This window comes from Micromonospora sp. DT229, from assembly GCF_049844505.1.
Classification (GTDB): Bacteria; Actinomycetota; Actinomycetes; order Mycobacteriales; family Micromonosporaceae; genus Micromonospora.
Genome location: NZ_JBNCLD010000013.1, coordinates 128,099 through 143,856, shown reverse-complemented (window position 1 = coordinate 143,856; position 15,758 = coordinate 128,099). Strand labels below are relative to the sequence as shown.

16 protein-coding genes are annotated in these 15,758 nt (G+C 69.6%); 7 read left to right on the top strand and 9 right to left on the bottom strand.

What is annotated here, in order from left to right:
• Positions 1-116 precede the first annotated feature (116 nt).
• From ACLQ2T_RS20620 to ACLQ2T_RS20610, 3 genes are all read right to left on the bottom strand, one after another.
• Positions 117-2,270: a carbohydrate-binding module family 20 domain-containing protein gene (locus tag ACLQ2T_RS20620; protein WP_425767977.1), complete on the bottom strand. Its 2,154-nt coding sequence runs from the start codon at positions 2,268-2,270 to the stop codon at positions 117-119.
• Between the two features lie 212 nt (positions 2,271-2,482).
• Positions 2,483-4,009, bottom strand: coding sequence for a DUF6297 family protein (locus ACLQ2T_RS20615; RefSeq protein WP_425767976.1), 1,527 nt, complete (start codon positions 4,007-4,009; stop codon positions 2,483-2,485).
• Positions 4,006-4,662 (bottom strand): ABC transporter ATP-binding protein, encoded by a 657-nt coding sequence (locus ACLQ2T_RS20610; protein ID WP_425767975.1) that lies wholly within the window; start codon positions 4,660-4,662, stop codon positions 4,006-4,008. The genes ACLQ2T_RS20615 and ACLQ2T_RS20610 overlap by 4 nt, the downstream gene beginning before the upstream one ends.
• Positions 4,663-4,725: 63 nt before the next feature.
• Between ACLQ2T_RS20610 and ACLQ2T_RS20605 the strand changes: the two genes are divergently transcribed.
• Positions 4,726-5,655, top strand: coding sequence for an LLM class F420-dependent oxidoreductase (locus ACLQ2T_RS20605; RefSeq protein ID WP_425767974.1), 930 nt, complete (start codon positions 4,726-4,728; stop codon positions 5,653-5,655).
• 2 nt (positions 5,656-5,657) lie between these two features.
• Here ACLQ2T_RS20605 and ACLQ2T_RS20600 read toward each other — a convergent pair whose 3' ends face one another.
• Positions 5,658-6,056 carry a hypothetical protein gene (locus ACLQ2T_RS20600; protein ID WP_425767973.1) on the bottom strand — a complete coding sequence of 133 codons (399 nt, stop codon included), beginning with the start codon at positions 6,054-6,056 and terminating at the stop codon, positions 5,658-5,660.
• Between the two features lie 59 nt (positions 6,057-6,115).
• Here ACLQ2T_RS20600 and ACLQ2T_RS20595 point away from each other — a divergent pair, with 59 nt between their 5' ends.
• Positions 6,116-7,351: an FAD-binding protein gene (locus tag ACLQ2T_RS20595; protein ID WP_425767972.1), complete on the top strand. Its 1,236-nt coding sequence runs from the start codon at positions 6,116-6,118 to the stop codon at positions 7,349-7,351.
• 115 nt (positions 7,352-7,466) lie between these two features.
• Here the strand turns inward: ACLQ2T_RS20595 and ACLQ2T_RS20590 are convergent, their stop codons facing one another.
• From ACLQ2T_RS20590 to ACLQ2T_RS20580, 3 genes are all read right to left on the bottom strand, one after another.
• Entirely contained in the window at positions 7,467-8,606 is a 1,140-nt protein-coding gene (locus ACLQ2T_RS20590) for a site-2 protease family protein (RefSeq protein WP_425767971.1), read from the bottom strand.
• Between the two features lie 105 nt (positions 8,607-8,711).
• Positions 8,712-9,131 (bottom strand): PIN domain nuclease, encoded by a 420-nt coding sequence (locus ACLQ2T_RS20585; protein WP_425767970.1) that lies wholly within the window; start codon positions 9,129-9,131, stop codon positions 8,712-8,714.
• Positions 9,128-9,334: a type II toxin-antitoxin system VapB family antitoxin gene (locus ACLQ2T_RS20580; RefSeq protein ID WP_327024600.1), complete on the bottom strand. Its 207-nt coding sequence runs from the start codon at positions 9,332-9,334 to the stop codon at positions 9,128-9,130. Before ACLQ2T_RS20580 ends, ACLQ2T_RS20585 begins: the two co-directional genes overlap by 4 nt.
• A 161-nt stretch (positions 9,335-9,495) precedes the next feature.
• Here ACLQ2T_RS20580 and ACLQ2T_RS20575 point away from each other — a divergent pair, with 161 nt between their 5' ends.
• Genes ACLQ2T_RS20575 through ACLQ2T_RS20565 form a run of 3 tightly spaced genes read left to right on the top strand, consistent with a single transcriptional unit; the run spans position 9,496 to position 12,938 of the window.
• The gene (locus ACLQ2T_RS20575) at positions 9,496-11,589 is read left to right on the top strand and encodes a prolyl oligopeptidase family serine peptidase (protein ID WP_425767969.1); all 2,094 of its coding nucleotides are present in this window, start codon (positions 9,496-9,498) and stop codon (positions 11,587-11,589) included.
• Positions 11,590-11,649: 60 nt separating this feature from the next.
• Positions 11,650-12,750: a helix-turn-helix domain-containing protein gene (locus ACLQ2T_RS20570; protein WP_425767968.1), complete on the top strand. Its 1,101-nt coding sequence runs from the start codon at positions 11,650-11,652 to the stop codon at positions 12,748-12,750.
• Positions 12,747-12,938 (top strand): hypothetical protein, encoded by a 192-nt coding sequence (locus ACLQ2T_RS20565; RefSeq protein WP_425767967.1) that lies wholly within the window; start codon positions 12,747-12,749, stop codon positions 12,936-12,938. The genes ACLQ2T_RS20570 and ACLQ2T_RS20565 overlap by 4 nt, the downstream gene beginning before the upstream one ends.
• A 463-nt stretch (positions 12,939-13,401) precedes the next feature.
• Here the strand turns inward: ACLQ2T_RS20565 and ACLQ2T_RS20560 are convergent, their stop codons facing one another.
• Positions 13,402-14,289: a hypothetical protein gene (locus ACLQ2T_RS20560; protein ID WP_425767966.1), complete on the bottom strand. Its 888-nt coding sequence runs from the start codon at positions 14,287-14,289 to the stop codon at positions 13,402-13,404.
• A gap of 196 nt (positions 14,290-14,485) precedes the next feature.
• On the opposite strand from ACLQ2T_RS20560, the gene ACLQ2T_RS20555 reads away from it, so the two are divergent.
• Together ACLQ2T_RS20555 and ACLQ2T_RS20550 are read left to right on the top strand one after the other, a co-directional pair.
• On the top strand, positions 14,486-14,827 hold the full coding sequence (locus ACLQ2T_RS20555; RefSeq protein ID WP_425767965.1) for a hypothetical protein: 342 nt from the start codon (positions 14,486-14,488) through the stop codon (positions 14,825-14,827).
• Between the two features lie 121 nt (positions 14,828-14,948).
• Positions 14,949-15,347 carry a hypothetical protein gene (locus ACLQ2T_RS20550; protein WP_425767964.1) on the top strand — a complete coding sequence of 133 codons (399 nt, stop codon included), beginning with the start codon at positions 14,949-14,951 and terminating at the stop codon, positions 15,345-15,347.
• 144 nt (positions 15,348-15,491) lie between these two features.
• Here ACLQ2T_RS20550 and ACLQ2T_RS20545 read toward each other — a convergent pair whose 3' ends face one another.
• Positions 15,492-15,737, bottom strand: a complete 246-nt coding sequence (locus tag ACLQ2T_RS20545; protein WP_425767963.1) for a hypothetical protein — start codon at positions 15,735-15,737, stop codon at positions 15,492-15,494.
• Positions 15,738-15,758: the final 21 nt, after the last annotated feature.

Genomic DNA, 15,758 nt, shown 5'->3' with positions numbered 1-15,758 from the left:
CTCCTCGGGGCCGGCCCGACGCGGACCGGCCCGGGGGACGGCAGACCTCGATCACGGCGTGGCGCAATGGGGCGGCCCCTCCCGACCGGTTGTCGGGAGGGGCCGCGGTGCTGTGCTCAGCGCCAGGTGTCGGTCAGGGTCAGCGCTGTGGAGGCGGTCGCCGTCCGGTTCGCGCCGGACTCCCAGACCACCTGGCCCGAGTCGGTGCGCTTGACGTACTTGTAGGAGAACGTGGTGCCGGCCGGTAGGCGCAGCTCGCCGGTCCAGACCGGGTAGCCGGTGGGCGACAGCCGTACGCCCCTGGCCGGATCCCAGCCGCCGAGCGCGGGCAGGTCGCCGACCAGGTAGACGTGCTGCCCGTACGTCGTGGTGGCGGTGGCCCGGACGGTGACCGTCGCGTCGCCCGGCGGGTTGCCGGCCGGCTGGTTCCACGTCACGGTGAACGCGGTGCCACCGGTGCCGGTGCGGTTGGGGTCGTTCTCCCACTGCACGCCACCGTTGCCGACCTTGACCAACTTCCACTCGAAGGCGGTACCGGCCGGGATGTCGACCGACCCGCTCCAGGTCGGGTAGCTGCCCGAGGTGGTGGACAGCTTCACCCCGTTGGCCGGGTTCCAGGAACCCAACTGCGGGACCGACCCGACGACGTACACCTCCTGGCCCGGGTTGGTGGTGACCGTGGCGGTGAACCGGGTCGACCCGGCCGGCTGCGAGGGGCTGGCCGTCGGGGTCGGGGAAGCGGTGGGAGTGGCCGTCGGGGTCGGGCCGTCCAGGCGGGCCTCGACGTGCAGGGCCACCGCCTGATCCGCCGGAATGGCGGCGGTGAAGCTGCCACCGGAGACGGTCACCGCGCCACCCGGGCAGGCCCCGGTGGACCGGTCGTACGCGCCCCTACCCACATTGCAGTACCGGCCGTCCGGCAGGGAGGTGCTGAAGCTGCGGTTCCAGGTGCTGCCGGTGGCGTTGAAGGCGGCGTACCCCCGGTTGCCCCGGGCGAAGGCCAGCCGGCCGTTGCCGTCGGTGGTGACCGACCCGATGCCGGTGCCGGCGACCCCGTTGCGGAAGCCCGGCATACCGGCCACCCCGGCGTCGCGGTGCTCGCAGATCCAGGCGCTGCCGGTGCAGTCCGTGGCCAGGGTGGTGCCGTTGGAGGCACTCGGCGGGCCCTGCCCGTGCACCGAGCCGAAGGCGTAGCTCGACATCAGCTGGGGTCGCCCGTACGGGTGGGCCATCATGAAGGTGTCCGCCAGGTAGTAGCGGGCACCGTTCTTGTAGGTGAGGGTAGGGGTCTCCCGCTGGGTGTCGTGGTTGTCGATGAACACCACGGCCTGCTGCCCGGTCAGGCCACCGTAGTCGGGCAGGTTGCCCAACTGCGCGATGTTGCCGTCCCGGAAGGCCGACGAGACCGCCCGCTGGTAGTCGAAGTTGGTCACCCCACCGTGCGGGGCGTACGCGGTGTAGGGGATCGTGCCGTCGCCGTACACCTCGTGGAACAGGTCCGGTCGGCCGCCGAAGCCGGGCACGTCACGCAGCCGGCTGATGATGTCGGCCAGGTGCGACTCCTGGACGTGCTTGGCCGCGTCCACCCGGAACCCGGCCACCCCCAGGTCGATCACCGCGTTCATGTACTTGGCGATCTTCCGCCGGACCTCCGGGTCGGCGGTGTTGAGGTCGGCCAGGTCTAGCAGCTCGCAGTCCTGGACCTCCTGCTTGTTGCCCCAGTTGTTGATCCTGCGGTAGCAGGGCCCGAAGTCGGCGTAGCCGTAGCTGTCCCCGGAACCGTCGTTGAACAGGTTCGGGTAGCTGTACTTGCCGTAGACCGTGCCGGCGCTGCCGGGGCCGCTGTTGGCCGAGCCGGTGCCGCTCATGTGGTTGAGCACCATGTCCACGTAGATCTTGACGCCTTGGGCGCGGCAGCGCTCGACCATGTCGACGAACTGGGCCTTCGTGCCGCGCCGGGTGGCGTCCAGCCGGTACGACACCGGCTGGTAGTCCTGCCACCAGGGGTAGGTGGCGCCCTCGGCGCTGGACAGCACGACATGTTCCTGGGGCGGGGAGACCTGCACTCCACCCCAACCGTTGGGGCCGAGATTCGACTCGCACTCGGTGGCGATGGAGTCCCACCGCCACTGGAACAGGTGGACGATGGCGTCGCCGTTGGCGCGTACCTCGGCCGCGCTGGCCGGGGCGGTGCCGGCGGCTAGACCGGCCGCGACAAGTGTCGCGGCCAGGGCCGCGGGTATCGCGGCGCGGGGACGGGGAACTCGCACGGGCCCTCCTCGGGGGACGGTCAGGCAGAGGTGGTGGAAGCCGACGTTTCCTGCAAGTTATGCAAGAACTTGCGATGATGCGTGACCGTAACAGCGCCATCGATCCTTGGGAACCTCTGATTCACAAGTCGCCCGCATGAAGAACAAGCCCTTGCGGACGACTGCAATCACTGCAAAGATTTGCGTCCACCTGGCTCGAAACAACCGGTGGTTCACACCTGGGAGCGGCGACCGTCCGTGCCGAAACGCAGATAGGCCCGCACCGCCAGCACAGCGCAACCGGCCTGGACGGCGACCCAACCCCAGCCGGGCCGGACCGGTCCCAGCAGAGCGACCAGAGCCGGTGTCGCGAACAGCAGCACATCGACGCCGTTGAACAGCCACAACAACGGCCCGGGAGAGAAGGCGCCCATCGGAGTGACGACCAGAGGCAGGGAGTGGTCGATCCGACCCGCCTGCGCCCGCCGGACGGCCAACATCGCGGCCGTCGGGCCGAACGCCAACCCCAGCGCCCACCACGGGCCCGGCGGCAGGTCACCGAGCCATCCCAGTACCGCCAGGGCCAGCCCGGACCAGACCGTGGCCAGCACCGTCGGCAGGACCAGCCGGATCGCGACCGCCCGCCGGCCGGTCAGTCCCAGCAGCCGCAGCAGCGCTGGATGGGCCACGTCGCGGCGCAGCGCGTCGAGGGTGACCCCGGCAGCGGTGACCGCCCCCGCCACCAGGGCAGCCACCGGCAGCCAGTCGGCACCGGCAGCGAGCACCGCCGGCAGCGGAGTAGCCGCCGCCAGCCAACCCAGTCGCCGACCGCGTCGGCGAAGCACCAGCAGATCCTGTTGCAGCGGCACCAGCGCACCGAACCGGGGACGCAACGGCCGGGAGCGCAGTGCCCGCCGCCGCCAGTACCGTCGCTCGTGCAGGTCGGCGAGGAAGGACGGCTCGACGGCGTACGCCGCGTCCAGGTAGGTGCCGACGGTCAGCGACGGCTCGTGCAGTCGGATGTCGGGCAGGCGGGTCAGGTCACGGACGGCCAGGGCGGTGAGTCCGGCGACCACGAGCAGGGCGCCGAGGGTGAGCGGCAGCGGTGGCCCGTCGAGGCCGGGCAGTGTCGGCAGCGGTCGTACCCGGGCGAGCAGTACGGTCGCGCCCAGCGCCACCAGCAGCGCCGGCATGGTCAGGTCCAGCACCCGGGCGTACCCCGGTCGGCGCTGCGCGGCCACCGCGAGCAGCGCCAGGAACCCACCGGCGGTCACACCCAGGGCGAGCCAGTCGGCCAGTACGGCCCCGGACACCGGGCGGACCGCCAGGCGGGCGGCGCCGGCCAACGCCAGCAACGCGCCGATGGCCGCCCCGACCGCCAGCGCCCGCACCAGCGCCGGTAGCAGCAGGCCACGCCGGGGCACCGGCGTCGGCAGCAGCCAGGTCAGCTCACCGCGCCCGAGGAACAACGGACCCGTGGAGCGCAGCAGCAGCACCAGACCGGCGGCGCCCGCGCCCAGCAGCACCAGCGCCACCAGCCGGTCCGGCGGGGTCGCCCCGGTCGTCGGCCACATCGCCGACCCCACCCCCGGACCGAACACCGCGACCGCCATCGCCACCGTCAGCAGCACCAGGTACGCGTTCTCCAACGAGAGCGAGGGGGCGCGTTCCGCGCGGCGCCTGCGTACCCAGCGGCGTAGCCGACGGGCGGTCGGCGGCACCGGCTCCGAACGGGTGGGCGCCTCGGCCACTCGTGTCATGTGCCCGGACCGGGCACCGGTGACCCGGTGTGCAGCCGGAGAACCGGACAGTCGAGAGCGGCCACGAAGACCGGATCGTGACTGGCGAACAACAGGCTCCCGTCGGCGGCCAGATGATCGCGGAGCAGACCGGCCACCACCGGCCGGATCGCCGCGTCCAGCCGCTGCTCCGGCTCGTCGAGCACCAGCAGCTGCGCCGGGCGGGCCAGGGCAGCGGCCAGCAGCAGGCGTTGCCGCTCGCCCGAGGAGAGCCGCTCCGGGGTGCTGTCGCCGAGATCGCGCAGGCCCAGCACGGACAGCAGCTCGTCCACCCGACCGTCGGCCGGGTCGTCGCCACCGGCCAGCCGGACCAGCTCCACGTGCTCCCGGACGGTCAGCCCGGCGTACCAACTGGGTTGCTCGACGGTGGCCACCACCCGGCGCCAGAACGCGGCCGAGCCGTCCGGCGCGGCCCCGAACACCCGGACCCGGCCCGCGCTCGGTTCGGTAAGGCCGGTGACGCAGCGCAACACGGTGGACTTGCCCGCGCCGTTCTCGCCGACCAGGCAGAGCGCGCCGCCCACCGGCAGGTCGAAGTCGACGTCCCGCACCACCGTCACGCTGCCGAAGGTGACCGCCAGACCCGCGACGTCGACGATCGGTTCAGCCACCACGCCAAGATAGATCGACGGCACAAGTCGGGGCGGTGGGGCCGTGGGCTTTCTATGCTCGACCTCATGGAACTGCGGATCTTCACCGAGCCCCAGCAGGGGGCTACCTATGACGACCTGCTCGCCGTGGCCCGGCGTGCCGAGGAGACCGGCTTCGGCGCCTTCTTCCGCTCGGACCACTACCTGAAGATGGGGTCGGTAAGTGGCGATCCCGGCCCCACGGACGCCTGGACGACCCTGGCCGGGCTGGCCCGCGACACCCGATCCATCCGGCTCGGCACCCTGATGACCGCGGCGACCTTCCGATTTCCCGGGCCGCTGGCGATCACGGTCGCGCAGGTCGACCAGATGAGCGGGGGACGGGTCGAGCTGGGCATCGGCACCGGCTGGTACGACGCCGAGCACAGCGCGTACGGCATGCCCTTCCCGGCCCTGGGGGAGCGGTTCGACCGGCTGGAGGAGCAGCTGGCGATCATCACCGGGATGTGGCGGACCCCCTCGGGTCAGACCTTCGACTACACCGGCCGCCACTACCAGGTCAGCGACTCACCGGCGCTGCCCAAGCCGGTGCAGCAGCCACACCCGCCGATCCTGCTCGGCGGCAAGGGCGCGAAGCGTACCCCGCGACTGACCGCCCGCTACGCCGACGAGTTCAACCTGCCCTTCGTCTCGATCGCGGACACCGAGGCCCAGTTCGAGCGGGTCCGGGCCGCCTGCCAGAGCATCGACCGGGACCCGACCGAGCTGGTCTGGTCCAACGCGCTGGTGCTGTGCTGCGGGAAAGACGAGGCCGAGGTGGCCCGACGGGCCGCCGCCATCGGCCGGGAGCCGGACGAACTGCGCGAGAACGGCCTGGCCGGCACCCCGTCCGAGGTCGTCGACAGGATCGGCCAGTACGCCGCCGTCGGCAGCCAGCGCATCTACCTCCAGGTGCTGGACCTGGGCGACCTGGACCACCTGGACCTGGTCGCCGGCGAGGTGATGCCCCAGCTCTGAACTCAGCGCGACGACGAGCGCAGCACCGTGTCCAGCCGACCGTCCCGATCACTGTCCAGGTAGGTGACGTCCGGTATCCCGTCACCGTCCAGGTCGAACTGCACTACATCGGCCACCCCGTCGCCGTCGACATCGGTGACCACCTGCACGGAGCCGTCCAGATGTCGACTGACGATCGACCGGCCGCCGCCCGCAAGGCGGGGCGGCGGCCCGGGGGTCGGCACCGGCGTCGGCGCCGGTTCGGGCGTCGGGTTCGGCTGCGGGCCCGGCTGGCTCGCCTCCACCAGGGGGTACGCCCCGGTCGGGCCGCTGGCCGGCTCGACCCCGCTGCCGCCCGGATCGATCTCCTCCTCGGAGGGGTACACATCGCCCCTGGGGGCGGGATCACGGTAGCTGCTCATCGGCGTAGGGTTCCCCGGCGGAGCCGGCGGTAACCGTCGGCGCGGCGAAGGGGGGCGCAGTGCCGACGCACCGTAACTGGGCCGGCAACATCCAGTACTCCGCCCGGGCCTACCACCGGCCCACATCAGTCGAGGAGCTGGCGGCCCTGGTAGCCGGCAGCGACCGGATCCGGGCGGTGGGCAGCGGACACTCCTTCAACCGGCTCGGTGACACCACCGGAGACCTGGTCACCCTGGCCGGACTGCCGGACACCGTGCGCCTGGACGAGGAACGCGCCACCGTCGAGGTCCCGGCCGCGATGCGCTACGGCGACCTGGCCACCTGGCTGCACGAGCGGGGGTACGCCCTGGCCAACCTGGCCTCCCTGCCGCACATCTCGGTGGCCGGTGCGGTGGCCACCGGCACCCACGGCTCCGGCGAGCGCACCGGCAACCTGGCCACCGCGGTGGCCGCCCTGGAACTGGTCACCGCCACCGGCGAACTGCGTACCGTGCACCGCGGCAGCGACGACTTCGCCGCGACGGTGGTCTCCCTAGGGGCCCTGGGCATCGTCACCCGGGTCACCCTGGACGTGCTGCCCACCTTCGACCTGCGCCAGTACGTCCACCTCGACCTGCCCCGCGCGGCCCTGGACGAGGCCCTCGGGTCCGCGTACAGCGTCAGTGTCTTCACCGACTGGCGCTCGACCCGCGGCACCCAGGTCTGGCGCAAGCAGCTAGCGGAGGCGCCGCCGCCCCCGGCGGGCTGGCTCGGCACCACGGCGGCCGACCGGCCCTGCCATCCGGTGCCCGGGATGCCCCCGGCCAACTGCACCGAGCAGCTCGGCGCGGTCGGACCCTGGCACGAGCGACTGCCGCACTTCCGGCTCGGCTTCACCCCCAGCAGCGGCGAGGAGTTGCAGTCCGAGTACCACCTGCCCCGCGCCTGCGCCGCCGAGGCCCTGGCCGCCCTGGACGAGGTGGCCCCCCTGATCGCCCCGGTGTTGCAGATCAGCGAACTGCGCACCATCGCCGCCGACGACCTGTGGCTCAGCCCGCAGTACGAGCGCGACAGCCTGGCGGTGCACTTCACCTGGATCGCGGACGCCGCACAGGTACTGCCGGTGGTCGCCGAGGTGGAACGGGCCCTGGCCCCCTACCGTCCCCGCCCACACTGGGGCAAGGTCTTCACCACCGCCCCCGAGGACATCGCCGCCACCTACCCCCGCTGGCCCGACTTCGCCGCCCTGCTGCACCACCTCGACCCCACCGCCAAGTTCCACACCCCCACCCTCAACCCCCTCTTCCCCCGCTGACTGCCCTGCCCGCCTCGCCCCGCCCCGCCCTGCTCGCGTCGATCTTGCACTTTTGGTCGCTGATACGCGGCTTTCGTCCCTGTATGCACCGACGAAAGGTGCATGATCGGCGGGGCTAGCGGCCGGTGGTGACGCGGTCGCGGAGGTGGCCGCGTTGGACGGCGCGGCTGATGTCGCTGGGGGAGACGATGCCGACCAGTTGGCCGTCGATGACCACCAGGGCTCGGCCGTCGGCGCACTCGCTGAGGCGGGGCAGCAGGTCGGTGAGTTGCTCCTCGGGGGAGGCGAGCACCAGATCCTCGGCCCGACAGGCCACCGCCGCCAGGGTGGTGCTGCCGCGTTGGTCGCCCGGCACCCCGCGGACCCGGTCGAGGGTGACCAGACCGACCGGCCGCCCGTCCTCGGTCAACGGCAGCGCGGTGTGCCGGTACGCGAACAGGTAGTTGTCGACGAAGTCCGCCACGGTCAGCTCACCCGAGGCGGTCTGCGGCTGCGGGGTCATCACCTCGCCGACCCGTACCCCACGCAGCGCGTCCCCCACCCGGGCCTGCCGTTCCTCCATGCTGGCCGCGCCGATCAGGAACCAGCCGATCAACGCCAACCAGAGCCCACCGAACCCGGCGCCGCTGAGGAACCGGAACAACCCCAGCCCGATCAGCAGCACGCCGAGCACCCAACCCGCCCGGGCCGCCACCACCGAGGCCCGGGTCCGGTCCCCGGTGGCCTTCCACACCGCCGCGCGCAGCAGCCGCCCGCCGTCCAGCGGCGCCGCCGGCAGCACGTTGAACAGGGCCAGCAGCAGGTTGATGCCGGCCAGCCAGGCCATCGCGCCCAGCAGCAGCCCCTGCACCCCGGCCAGGCTGAGCACTATCGCGATCGCCCCGAAGAACACCCCGATGATCAGGCTGACCAGCGGCCCGACCCCGGCGATGCGCAGCTCCGCGCCCGGGGTGCGGGCCTCGCCGCGCAGCTCGGCTACCCCACCGAAGAGCCACAGGGTGATCCCCTGCACGCTCAGCCCGTTGCGCTTGGCCACCACCGCGTGGGACACCTCGTGGGCGAGCAGGCCCAGGAAGAAGACCACCGCCGCCGCCAGACCCGCGAAGACGTACGCGACGACCGACCGGCCCGGATAGGACACCGGGAACAGGTTCGCCGACAACCCCCACCAGATCAGCGCGAAGATGAACAGGACACTCCAGTTCACGCCGACCGGTACGCCCGCGATCCGACCGAGCCCGAAACTCGCCCTCATGCCTGACCTGATACCCGGGGAGGCTTAACCCATGCCGTGTGGGCGACTTGCGCACCGCAGCGACCGTTGGCGTCTCGCTTCCGCTGAATCGACTAGTGCCGACGATCAGTCCGTAGTCCCGGCTGGTACGACCCAGGTGGTGGGCTGGCCGGTTATCGCGGTGATCATGTCGTAGTCGCCGTCATAGTGCAGCACAGTGGCTCCGTGCCGCTCTGCGGTCGCGCCAATCACCAGGTCAGCCATCGACAGGGCTCGGTGATTGCCCTTGTGTAATGCCTGGAGCTGGACTTCGACCGCCCGGTCCCAGACCTCGTCCGGCGTGGCAAGCCAGTGGAAGCCGCCGAGCAGCCAGCGCGCCCGCTGAGCTTCCCTGGCCGTCCGGGCGCTCTGAATCACCTCGATCTCGATCGCGCCACACACCGCCAACAGCCCGCGCTCGGACAACTCATCGAGCACTGGTGCGACGGCCGGTTTGGGCCAGCGGGCAAGTGCGGACTTGTCGAGCAGGTACAGCTCTCGACTCACGCCGCATCCGGCGTCGAGTCGGGGTGGCCGGTGAGATCCGGCAGGCCGCCGCTCTTGAGCCAGTCGGCGAACTCACGCCGTTTCTCCCGATCGACAGCGGCCTTCAATGCGGCGTTGACGGTCGCCTTCTTCGTGGTCGTACCGAAGATCTTGGCGGCTTCGGCAAGTAGTTCGTCATCGACGTCGAGGATCGTCCTGGACACGAGTTCCTCCAGTTCGGTGCGGCGCTTCCGCGATGATATCAACTTTCCGCGATCTTGATATCTAATGGCTGTCCGGCGATCTGCGGGTTCGGTCAGCGGGGAATGTACCTTGTGGTACTGCTGCGGCGGTGGCCGTCGTCAGGGCGCTAAGGAGTCGGTGGATGGGTGAGGATTCGCCGGGCGGGGACCCGTACCACTGGCTTGAGGACATCGATGGCGCGGCGGCCGCCCGGTGGGTGAGGGAGCGCAACGCGGAGGCTGTCGCGGCGCTGGCCGGCGGCCCGACGTTCGTCGCGCGGCAGGCCGAGATCCGGCAGATTCTCGACTCGGACGACCGCATCCCCTATCCGGGCTGGCGCGGGGACCACTTCTACTACAACTTCTGGCAGGACGCGGCGCATCCGCGCGGGCTCTGGCGGCGGACGACACTCGAGGAGTACCGCCGCGCCGAGCCGGAGTGGGATGTCCTGCTCGACGTCGATGAGCTGGCCGAGCGGGAGGGCGAGAACTGGAACTGGGGTGGCGTGACGACGCTGCCGCCCGAGCACCGGCGTTGCCTGATCAGCCTGTCCCGCGGGGGCGCGGACGCGGTGGTGGTGCGCGAGTACGACCTTGTCGACCGGGCCTTCGTGGCCGACGGCTTCACCGTCGCCGAGGCCAAGACCTATGTCGGCTGGATCGACGCGGACCACATCTACGTCGGCACCGATCTCGGACCGGGATCGTTGACCGAATCCGGCTATCCCCGACAGGTGCGGCGCTGGCGACGCGGCACGCCACTGGCCGAGGCCGAAGTCGTGTACGAGGTGTCCCGCGAGGATGTCAGCGCGTACGGCTGGCGCGACCTGACGCCCGGTTTCACGCGCGACTTCGTCCGCCGCCGCCTGGACTTCTTCCGCTCGGAGAACTTCGTGCTGACCGGGGCGGGCGAACGGGTCCGGATCCCGGTGCCCGAGGACGCCGGCTGGGACGTACACCGGGAATGGTTGGTGATTCGGCCGCGTACGCCGTGGCCGGTGGGGGAGTCGACCTACCCGGCGGGTGCCCTGCTGGCGATCCGGTTCGACGCCTTCCTCGCCGGCAGCCGGGACCTGACGGTGCTGTTCCAGCCCGACGACCGTACGGCGCTGAGTGGTTACACCTGGACCCGCCACCACCTGATCCTGACCACCCTCACCGACGTACGCAGCACCCTTGAGGTGCTCACCCCCGGTGAAGGTGAGTGGCGGCGGGCCCCACTGCCGGGAGTACCGGCCGACGAAGAGGGCCACCTCGTCGAGACCGACCCGGACCTCGGCGACACCTACCTGGTCGCCTCGGAGGGCTTTCTCCAGCCGGCCACGCTACGGCTCGGGCAGATCGACGGCACCGTCGAAACCCTCAAACGGACACCGGCATTCTTCGACACCGAGGGCCTGACCGTACGCCAGTTCTTCGCCACCTCCGCCGACGGCACCCGGGTGCCGTACTTCGTGGTCGGAGATCCGGCCGCGCCCGCCGGACCGACGCTGCTGACCGGGTACGGCGGCTTCGAGATCTCGAAGACCCCCGGCTACTCCGGGCTCATCGGCCGGGGCTGGCTGGCCCGGGGCGGCACGTACGTGGTCGCGAACATCCGGGGCGGCGGCGAGTACGGACCACGGTGGCATCGGGCCGCGTTGCGGGAGAACCGGCCCCGGGCGTTCGAGGACTTCGCGGCGGTGGCCGGTGACCTGGCCGACCGGGGCATCACCACGCCGGATCAGTTGGGCATCGAGGGCGGCAGCAACGGCGGCCTGCTGATGGGGGTGATGCTGACCCGCTACCCGGCGCTGGTCGGCGCCGTCGTCGCGCACGTCCCACTGCTGGACATGCGGCGCTACCACCGGCTGCTGGCCGGCGCCTCCTGGATGGCGGAGTACGGCGACCCGGATGCCCCCGAGGACTGGGCCTACCTGCGGGAATACTCGCCGTACCACAATGTTCGCGAAGGGGTCCGCTACCCGCCGGTCCTGTTCGTCACCTCCACCCGCGACGACCGGGTGCACCCCGGCCACGCGCGCAAGATGACCGCCCTGCTCCGCGAGTACGGCCACGATGCCACTTACTACGAGAACATCGAGGGCGGGCACGGCGCGGCTGCCAACAATGAGCAGCGCTCCTTCATCAAGGCGCTGGCGCTGGAGTTCCTCTGGCAGAGACTCTCCCCAGCGCGAGCCGTCGTACCGGGCCAGCGCAGCCGGTCCGCGGACCGCAATGTGCCCGAACTGCCGTAACCTGCTGGCTTCGCATCGTGTGTTGACCCATTCCGGCGTCGACTGTGCGATTATCGCACCATGGCTGGCGAGCAGCAGGACTGGCAGCGCATTGGCGAACAGGTGCGTCAGGCACGGATGTCGCTCGGCGTCTCGCAGCAGGACCTCGCCGACCGGGTCGGGCTTGACCGGACGATGCTTGCCAAGGTCGAAGCTGGCACGAGGCGTGTCGACGGAGTGGAGTTGGCACGGCTGTCTCGTGCTCTCAAAGTGTCGATGGAGTATCTGATCGAGCCGCGACCGGCAGTGCTGTCGCGGCGCGCCGTAACGCTGACCGAAGAGACCGACACCGTGGCGGGGCGCTCATCCGAGCGCTTGGAAATCGCCTTGGCCGAGTGGCTGCGCAATGTTCGGCAACTTGCCAGCCTCGGGACCTTGCAGACCCATCCGCTGCGCCAGTACCCGCAAGCGGTGACGTCGGAGGACGACGCGCGGCAGGCCGCCCGGTGGCTGCGGCAGCAGATGGGCCTCGGCAGCGAGCCCATCGGCAGCATCATGCAGCTCTGCGAACGTGCTGGTCAGTGGGTGCTCGTCACCGACCTACCCGGAGATGGCGCATCCTTGGTCGATGGCGATGTCGCCGTCGCCGTGGTGAGCACCGAGGGCGACCCCGGCCGCCGTCGCACCACCGCAGCGCACGAACTGGGCCATTTGGTCATCGGCGACGAGTATTCCAGCGATCTGGGGGTCAGCGCGTCACGCGCGGACCGGGAACTGGTGATTGACGCCTTTGCCGCCGAACTGCTGCTGCCGATCGACGCGATAGCTAGTGCCCGAGCCGCCGGGCAGTTGACCCGAGAAGTGCTGATCAGCTACGCGGCGCGATACCGCACCTCCTGGGTCCTGGCGTTGCGGCAGGCAGAGCAGGCCCAGGTGATCGATGCCGCGACGCGCAGTGCGTGGAGTTTTCCTCGACCTACGCGCGCGGAATTCATGGAGGCGGTTGGCTGGGCACCCCAACCCGACCTGATGGCCGTGCGGGTGCCGCCAGGCTATGCACATGCGGTCATCAAGGCGTGGCGGGACAACCGGATCACCCGGGCCAGGGCCATCGAAATGATGTACGGCCAGATCACCGACGCGGACCTGCCGGAGGAGACCGATCCGGAGCTTGCCCCGTGAGCGGTCCACCGCAGACCGTCTTCGTCCTCGACACGATGATCCTGTCGCACTTCACACTTGCTGACCGGTTGGATGTCCTGCAAGACCTGTTGATTGACGCGGACTGCTGGACAACGCAGGTGGTCATGGAAGAACTGCGGGAGGGCGCAGCCGCTCATCCGGCGCTACTCACGATGAGTAATCGGTGACGTGGGCTAGCGCCCGGATCGCGGCAGATCCGGATACTGCAAGTAGCTCATATCGGCTGGCCGTTGATCTGCAGCCAACCGGGTAGCCTCCTATATAGGAACCACCGTACAGTCCGGCCCCTACGCGCTGCGTTCGGGCCGATTGCAGGCTTAAGGCTTGGCCCAGACCGGAATGGAAACGTAGGCGCAGAGGCGCAGAGGCGCTGATCGAGCGGTGCGGAATACGCCGTCATCCCGCACCCCCTCGACGTCACGAACCGGCTGGACGAACCTCCGCAGGTAAGCCGCAACAGACACACATTTCCCCAGGGGAGCAGTTTGGTACTGCACAAACTCCCCTGGGAGTAGGACCGATGCGGCGCCCTCGTACCTACGAATCCGAACACTCAAGGGCAGCTGAATCACGTAGTTGCCCAGAACAGGCGAAGCTGCCGCGAATCCGGCTGCTCGACGGTGAGGTTATTTAGGCGGGAAGCCGCGCCTTCAACGACTGGCGGGCGCCTCGCATGTCCGTCCATGACAGCTCCACCCACTCCGTGATGTGCTCATAGGTGTCGGAAATCCATACCTGCTGTGTCACTTCTCCTGGTCGCACCACGTCGGCCGCCTGCCCCTCAAGGTGAGGCTCGGTCCCGGTGTTGTCCGTGAAGCGCACCTTGCTAGCCGGAGCATTGCCGACATTGGTAAACGTGATCACGATCGAACCGCCCGACCTGTGGGAGGCCACAGCATCAAACGTGGCCTGCGGCTGGTCAACCTCCAGCAGGAGGGTCCAGGGCTTGCCGCTGGCTCGGGCGCAAAGAAGCTCAAGCTGGATCGGGGACTCGTCGTACCGACTCACCCAGGTGTCTGCGCTTGTCCACGTAGGCGGCAAGCTTGGTTCGAGTTCGAGCTTGTGCCGCTCGCCGCGTCGTAAGGCAAAGGCCGCCGTAGTCTGCCCGAGTTTGTCCGATTGGTCGACACCGGGAACAAGCCGGTAGGGTCCCCAGACCGTATCGTCCATCTGCTGCTGACTCGGGCTTCCTGCCAACAGCGAGGTTGGGGGCTGATCACTCCGAATTCGGACGACGACTTCGTCCAAGCCCGGCAGGCCGGCGGGTCCTTCGAGGGTGAGGGTCAGAACAACCCGGTTGCTGCCGTGTTCACGCGCCATCGCGGACACCACGAAGTGAGGCGTCAGTTCGGCATTTCGGCGCTCAGCCTCAAGCTCTGCCGTCTCCTTAGCCGAAGCCGCAGCTGTCTCGGCCGCTCGGGTAGCTCGCCGAGTGAAATGCACGCTCACGACGAGTGCAAGAATGCCTGTCGCAGCACCCGTTATGCCACCGATCCACGACAACGCCTCCAAGTCCACGGTCCACATCGTAGTGACGCAGCCAACCATCGCCACGCACGCCGCGCAGTAAGTAGCAGTGGCGGCCTTGGGCGAGGGTGACCACGTATGCCGCCACGGTCCGAGGGGTTGTCGGCGGGTGGCAGGTCGCCACCTGCAGCGGACCGTAGCGCCCGGTCGGCGGCAGATCAGGACGCCGGCTGCGATCATCGGACGGATGGAGGTACGTGTCGCCGCAGTGCACCCCGGTACGCCCACCATGGTCGAAGCCGTGTTGGCCGGCGTTCGGCTGAAGGCCGAATGGGTTGGACAGCCCGCCCAGCCCGGCGAGATCGTCGATGTCGAACTCGACAGTGACGACATGCTCGAATGGGGCGACGCGATTGCGATGGCCGACGCCGAATCGACGCTGCACGAAGGCCCCCCGACTGCGCGGAACCGTCGAAGACCACGAGCAACAACTCCTGACCATACGGATCACCGACGGACTGTTGCAGGTCGAGCTCAACAACGGCCCAGTCAACATCCCGCCCGGCACGGCTGTTGCCGTCGTTGTTGAGCATCTCAAGCTGTATCCCACCGGCATATGAGCCTGACGAGCTCACCGATCTTGACGGCCTCGCGCGGAACGCGGCATGAGCGTGCATTTCTCGTCCTGGCAGGCCGCTACCCTCCGGGGTGTGGACGATCCCCGAGGCCCCAGCGAACGCCTCGTCGAGCAACGCCTGCGCAATCGCGTCATGGAAGCGCTGGTCGCCCTGAGCGAAGGTGACTCAGGCGTTCCCAGCGTCGGCGTCGGCGACTACGTCAACCAGTTCTTCGACTTCATCGACGACGACATCCCGTGGCACTGGCGCGACTGGTCGTGTTTCACGCCCGAGGAGGTTGAGCGACTCGACGCGGTACACCGATTGCTGAATGCAGCCTGCGCCGCAACGCCTCGGATCGACACCGACGACGACTTCATCGCCTCCGGCTGGCCGGCCAGGATTCAACCCGCTGCTCGCACGGCGTTGAACGTCATGCAGGCAAGGGGCCGATTCCGGGAGGACGCCGAGGAAGAGACTCCCTCCGAGTAGTACCGCTTAGCGAGCAGTGAGCGGATACCTACGCGCGTGGATCTGGCTGCGGTCGTGGTCGACTGCCGCGACAGCAGCTACCGCATGCGGCAACGGGCGTGCCGCGAATTCGCGGTGAGTCCACGCCCGAGCGCGTCGTTCCGGTCAGGCCGATGGAAGGGAACGAACTTCCACACCGTCGGCGAGCCAGTCGCCGATCACGGTCGGATCGACCAGGCCAGCCCTGAGCGTCGCGTCCGATCCGTTGATGATGATCAGGTCATCGGGTTGCAGGTTGAGCAGGTCCCTGGCTGCTGGACCGATGTATGCGATGGCGACGCGCTTACGGGTCGCCTGCTGCACATACCGTTCCAAGCCATCCCATGCGTTGTCGGCGATCAACCGCATCATGACCTTGATCCTGGCACTAGA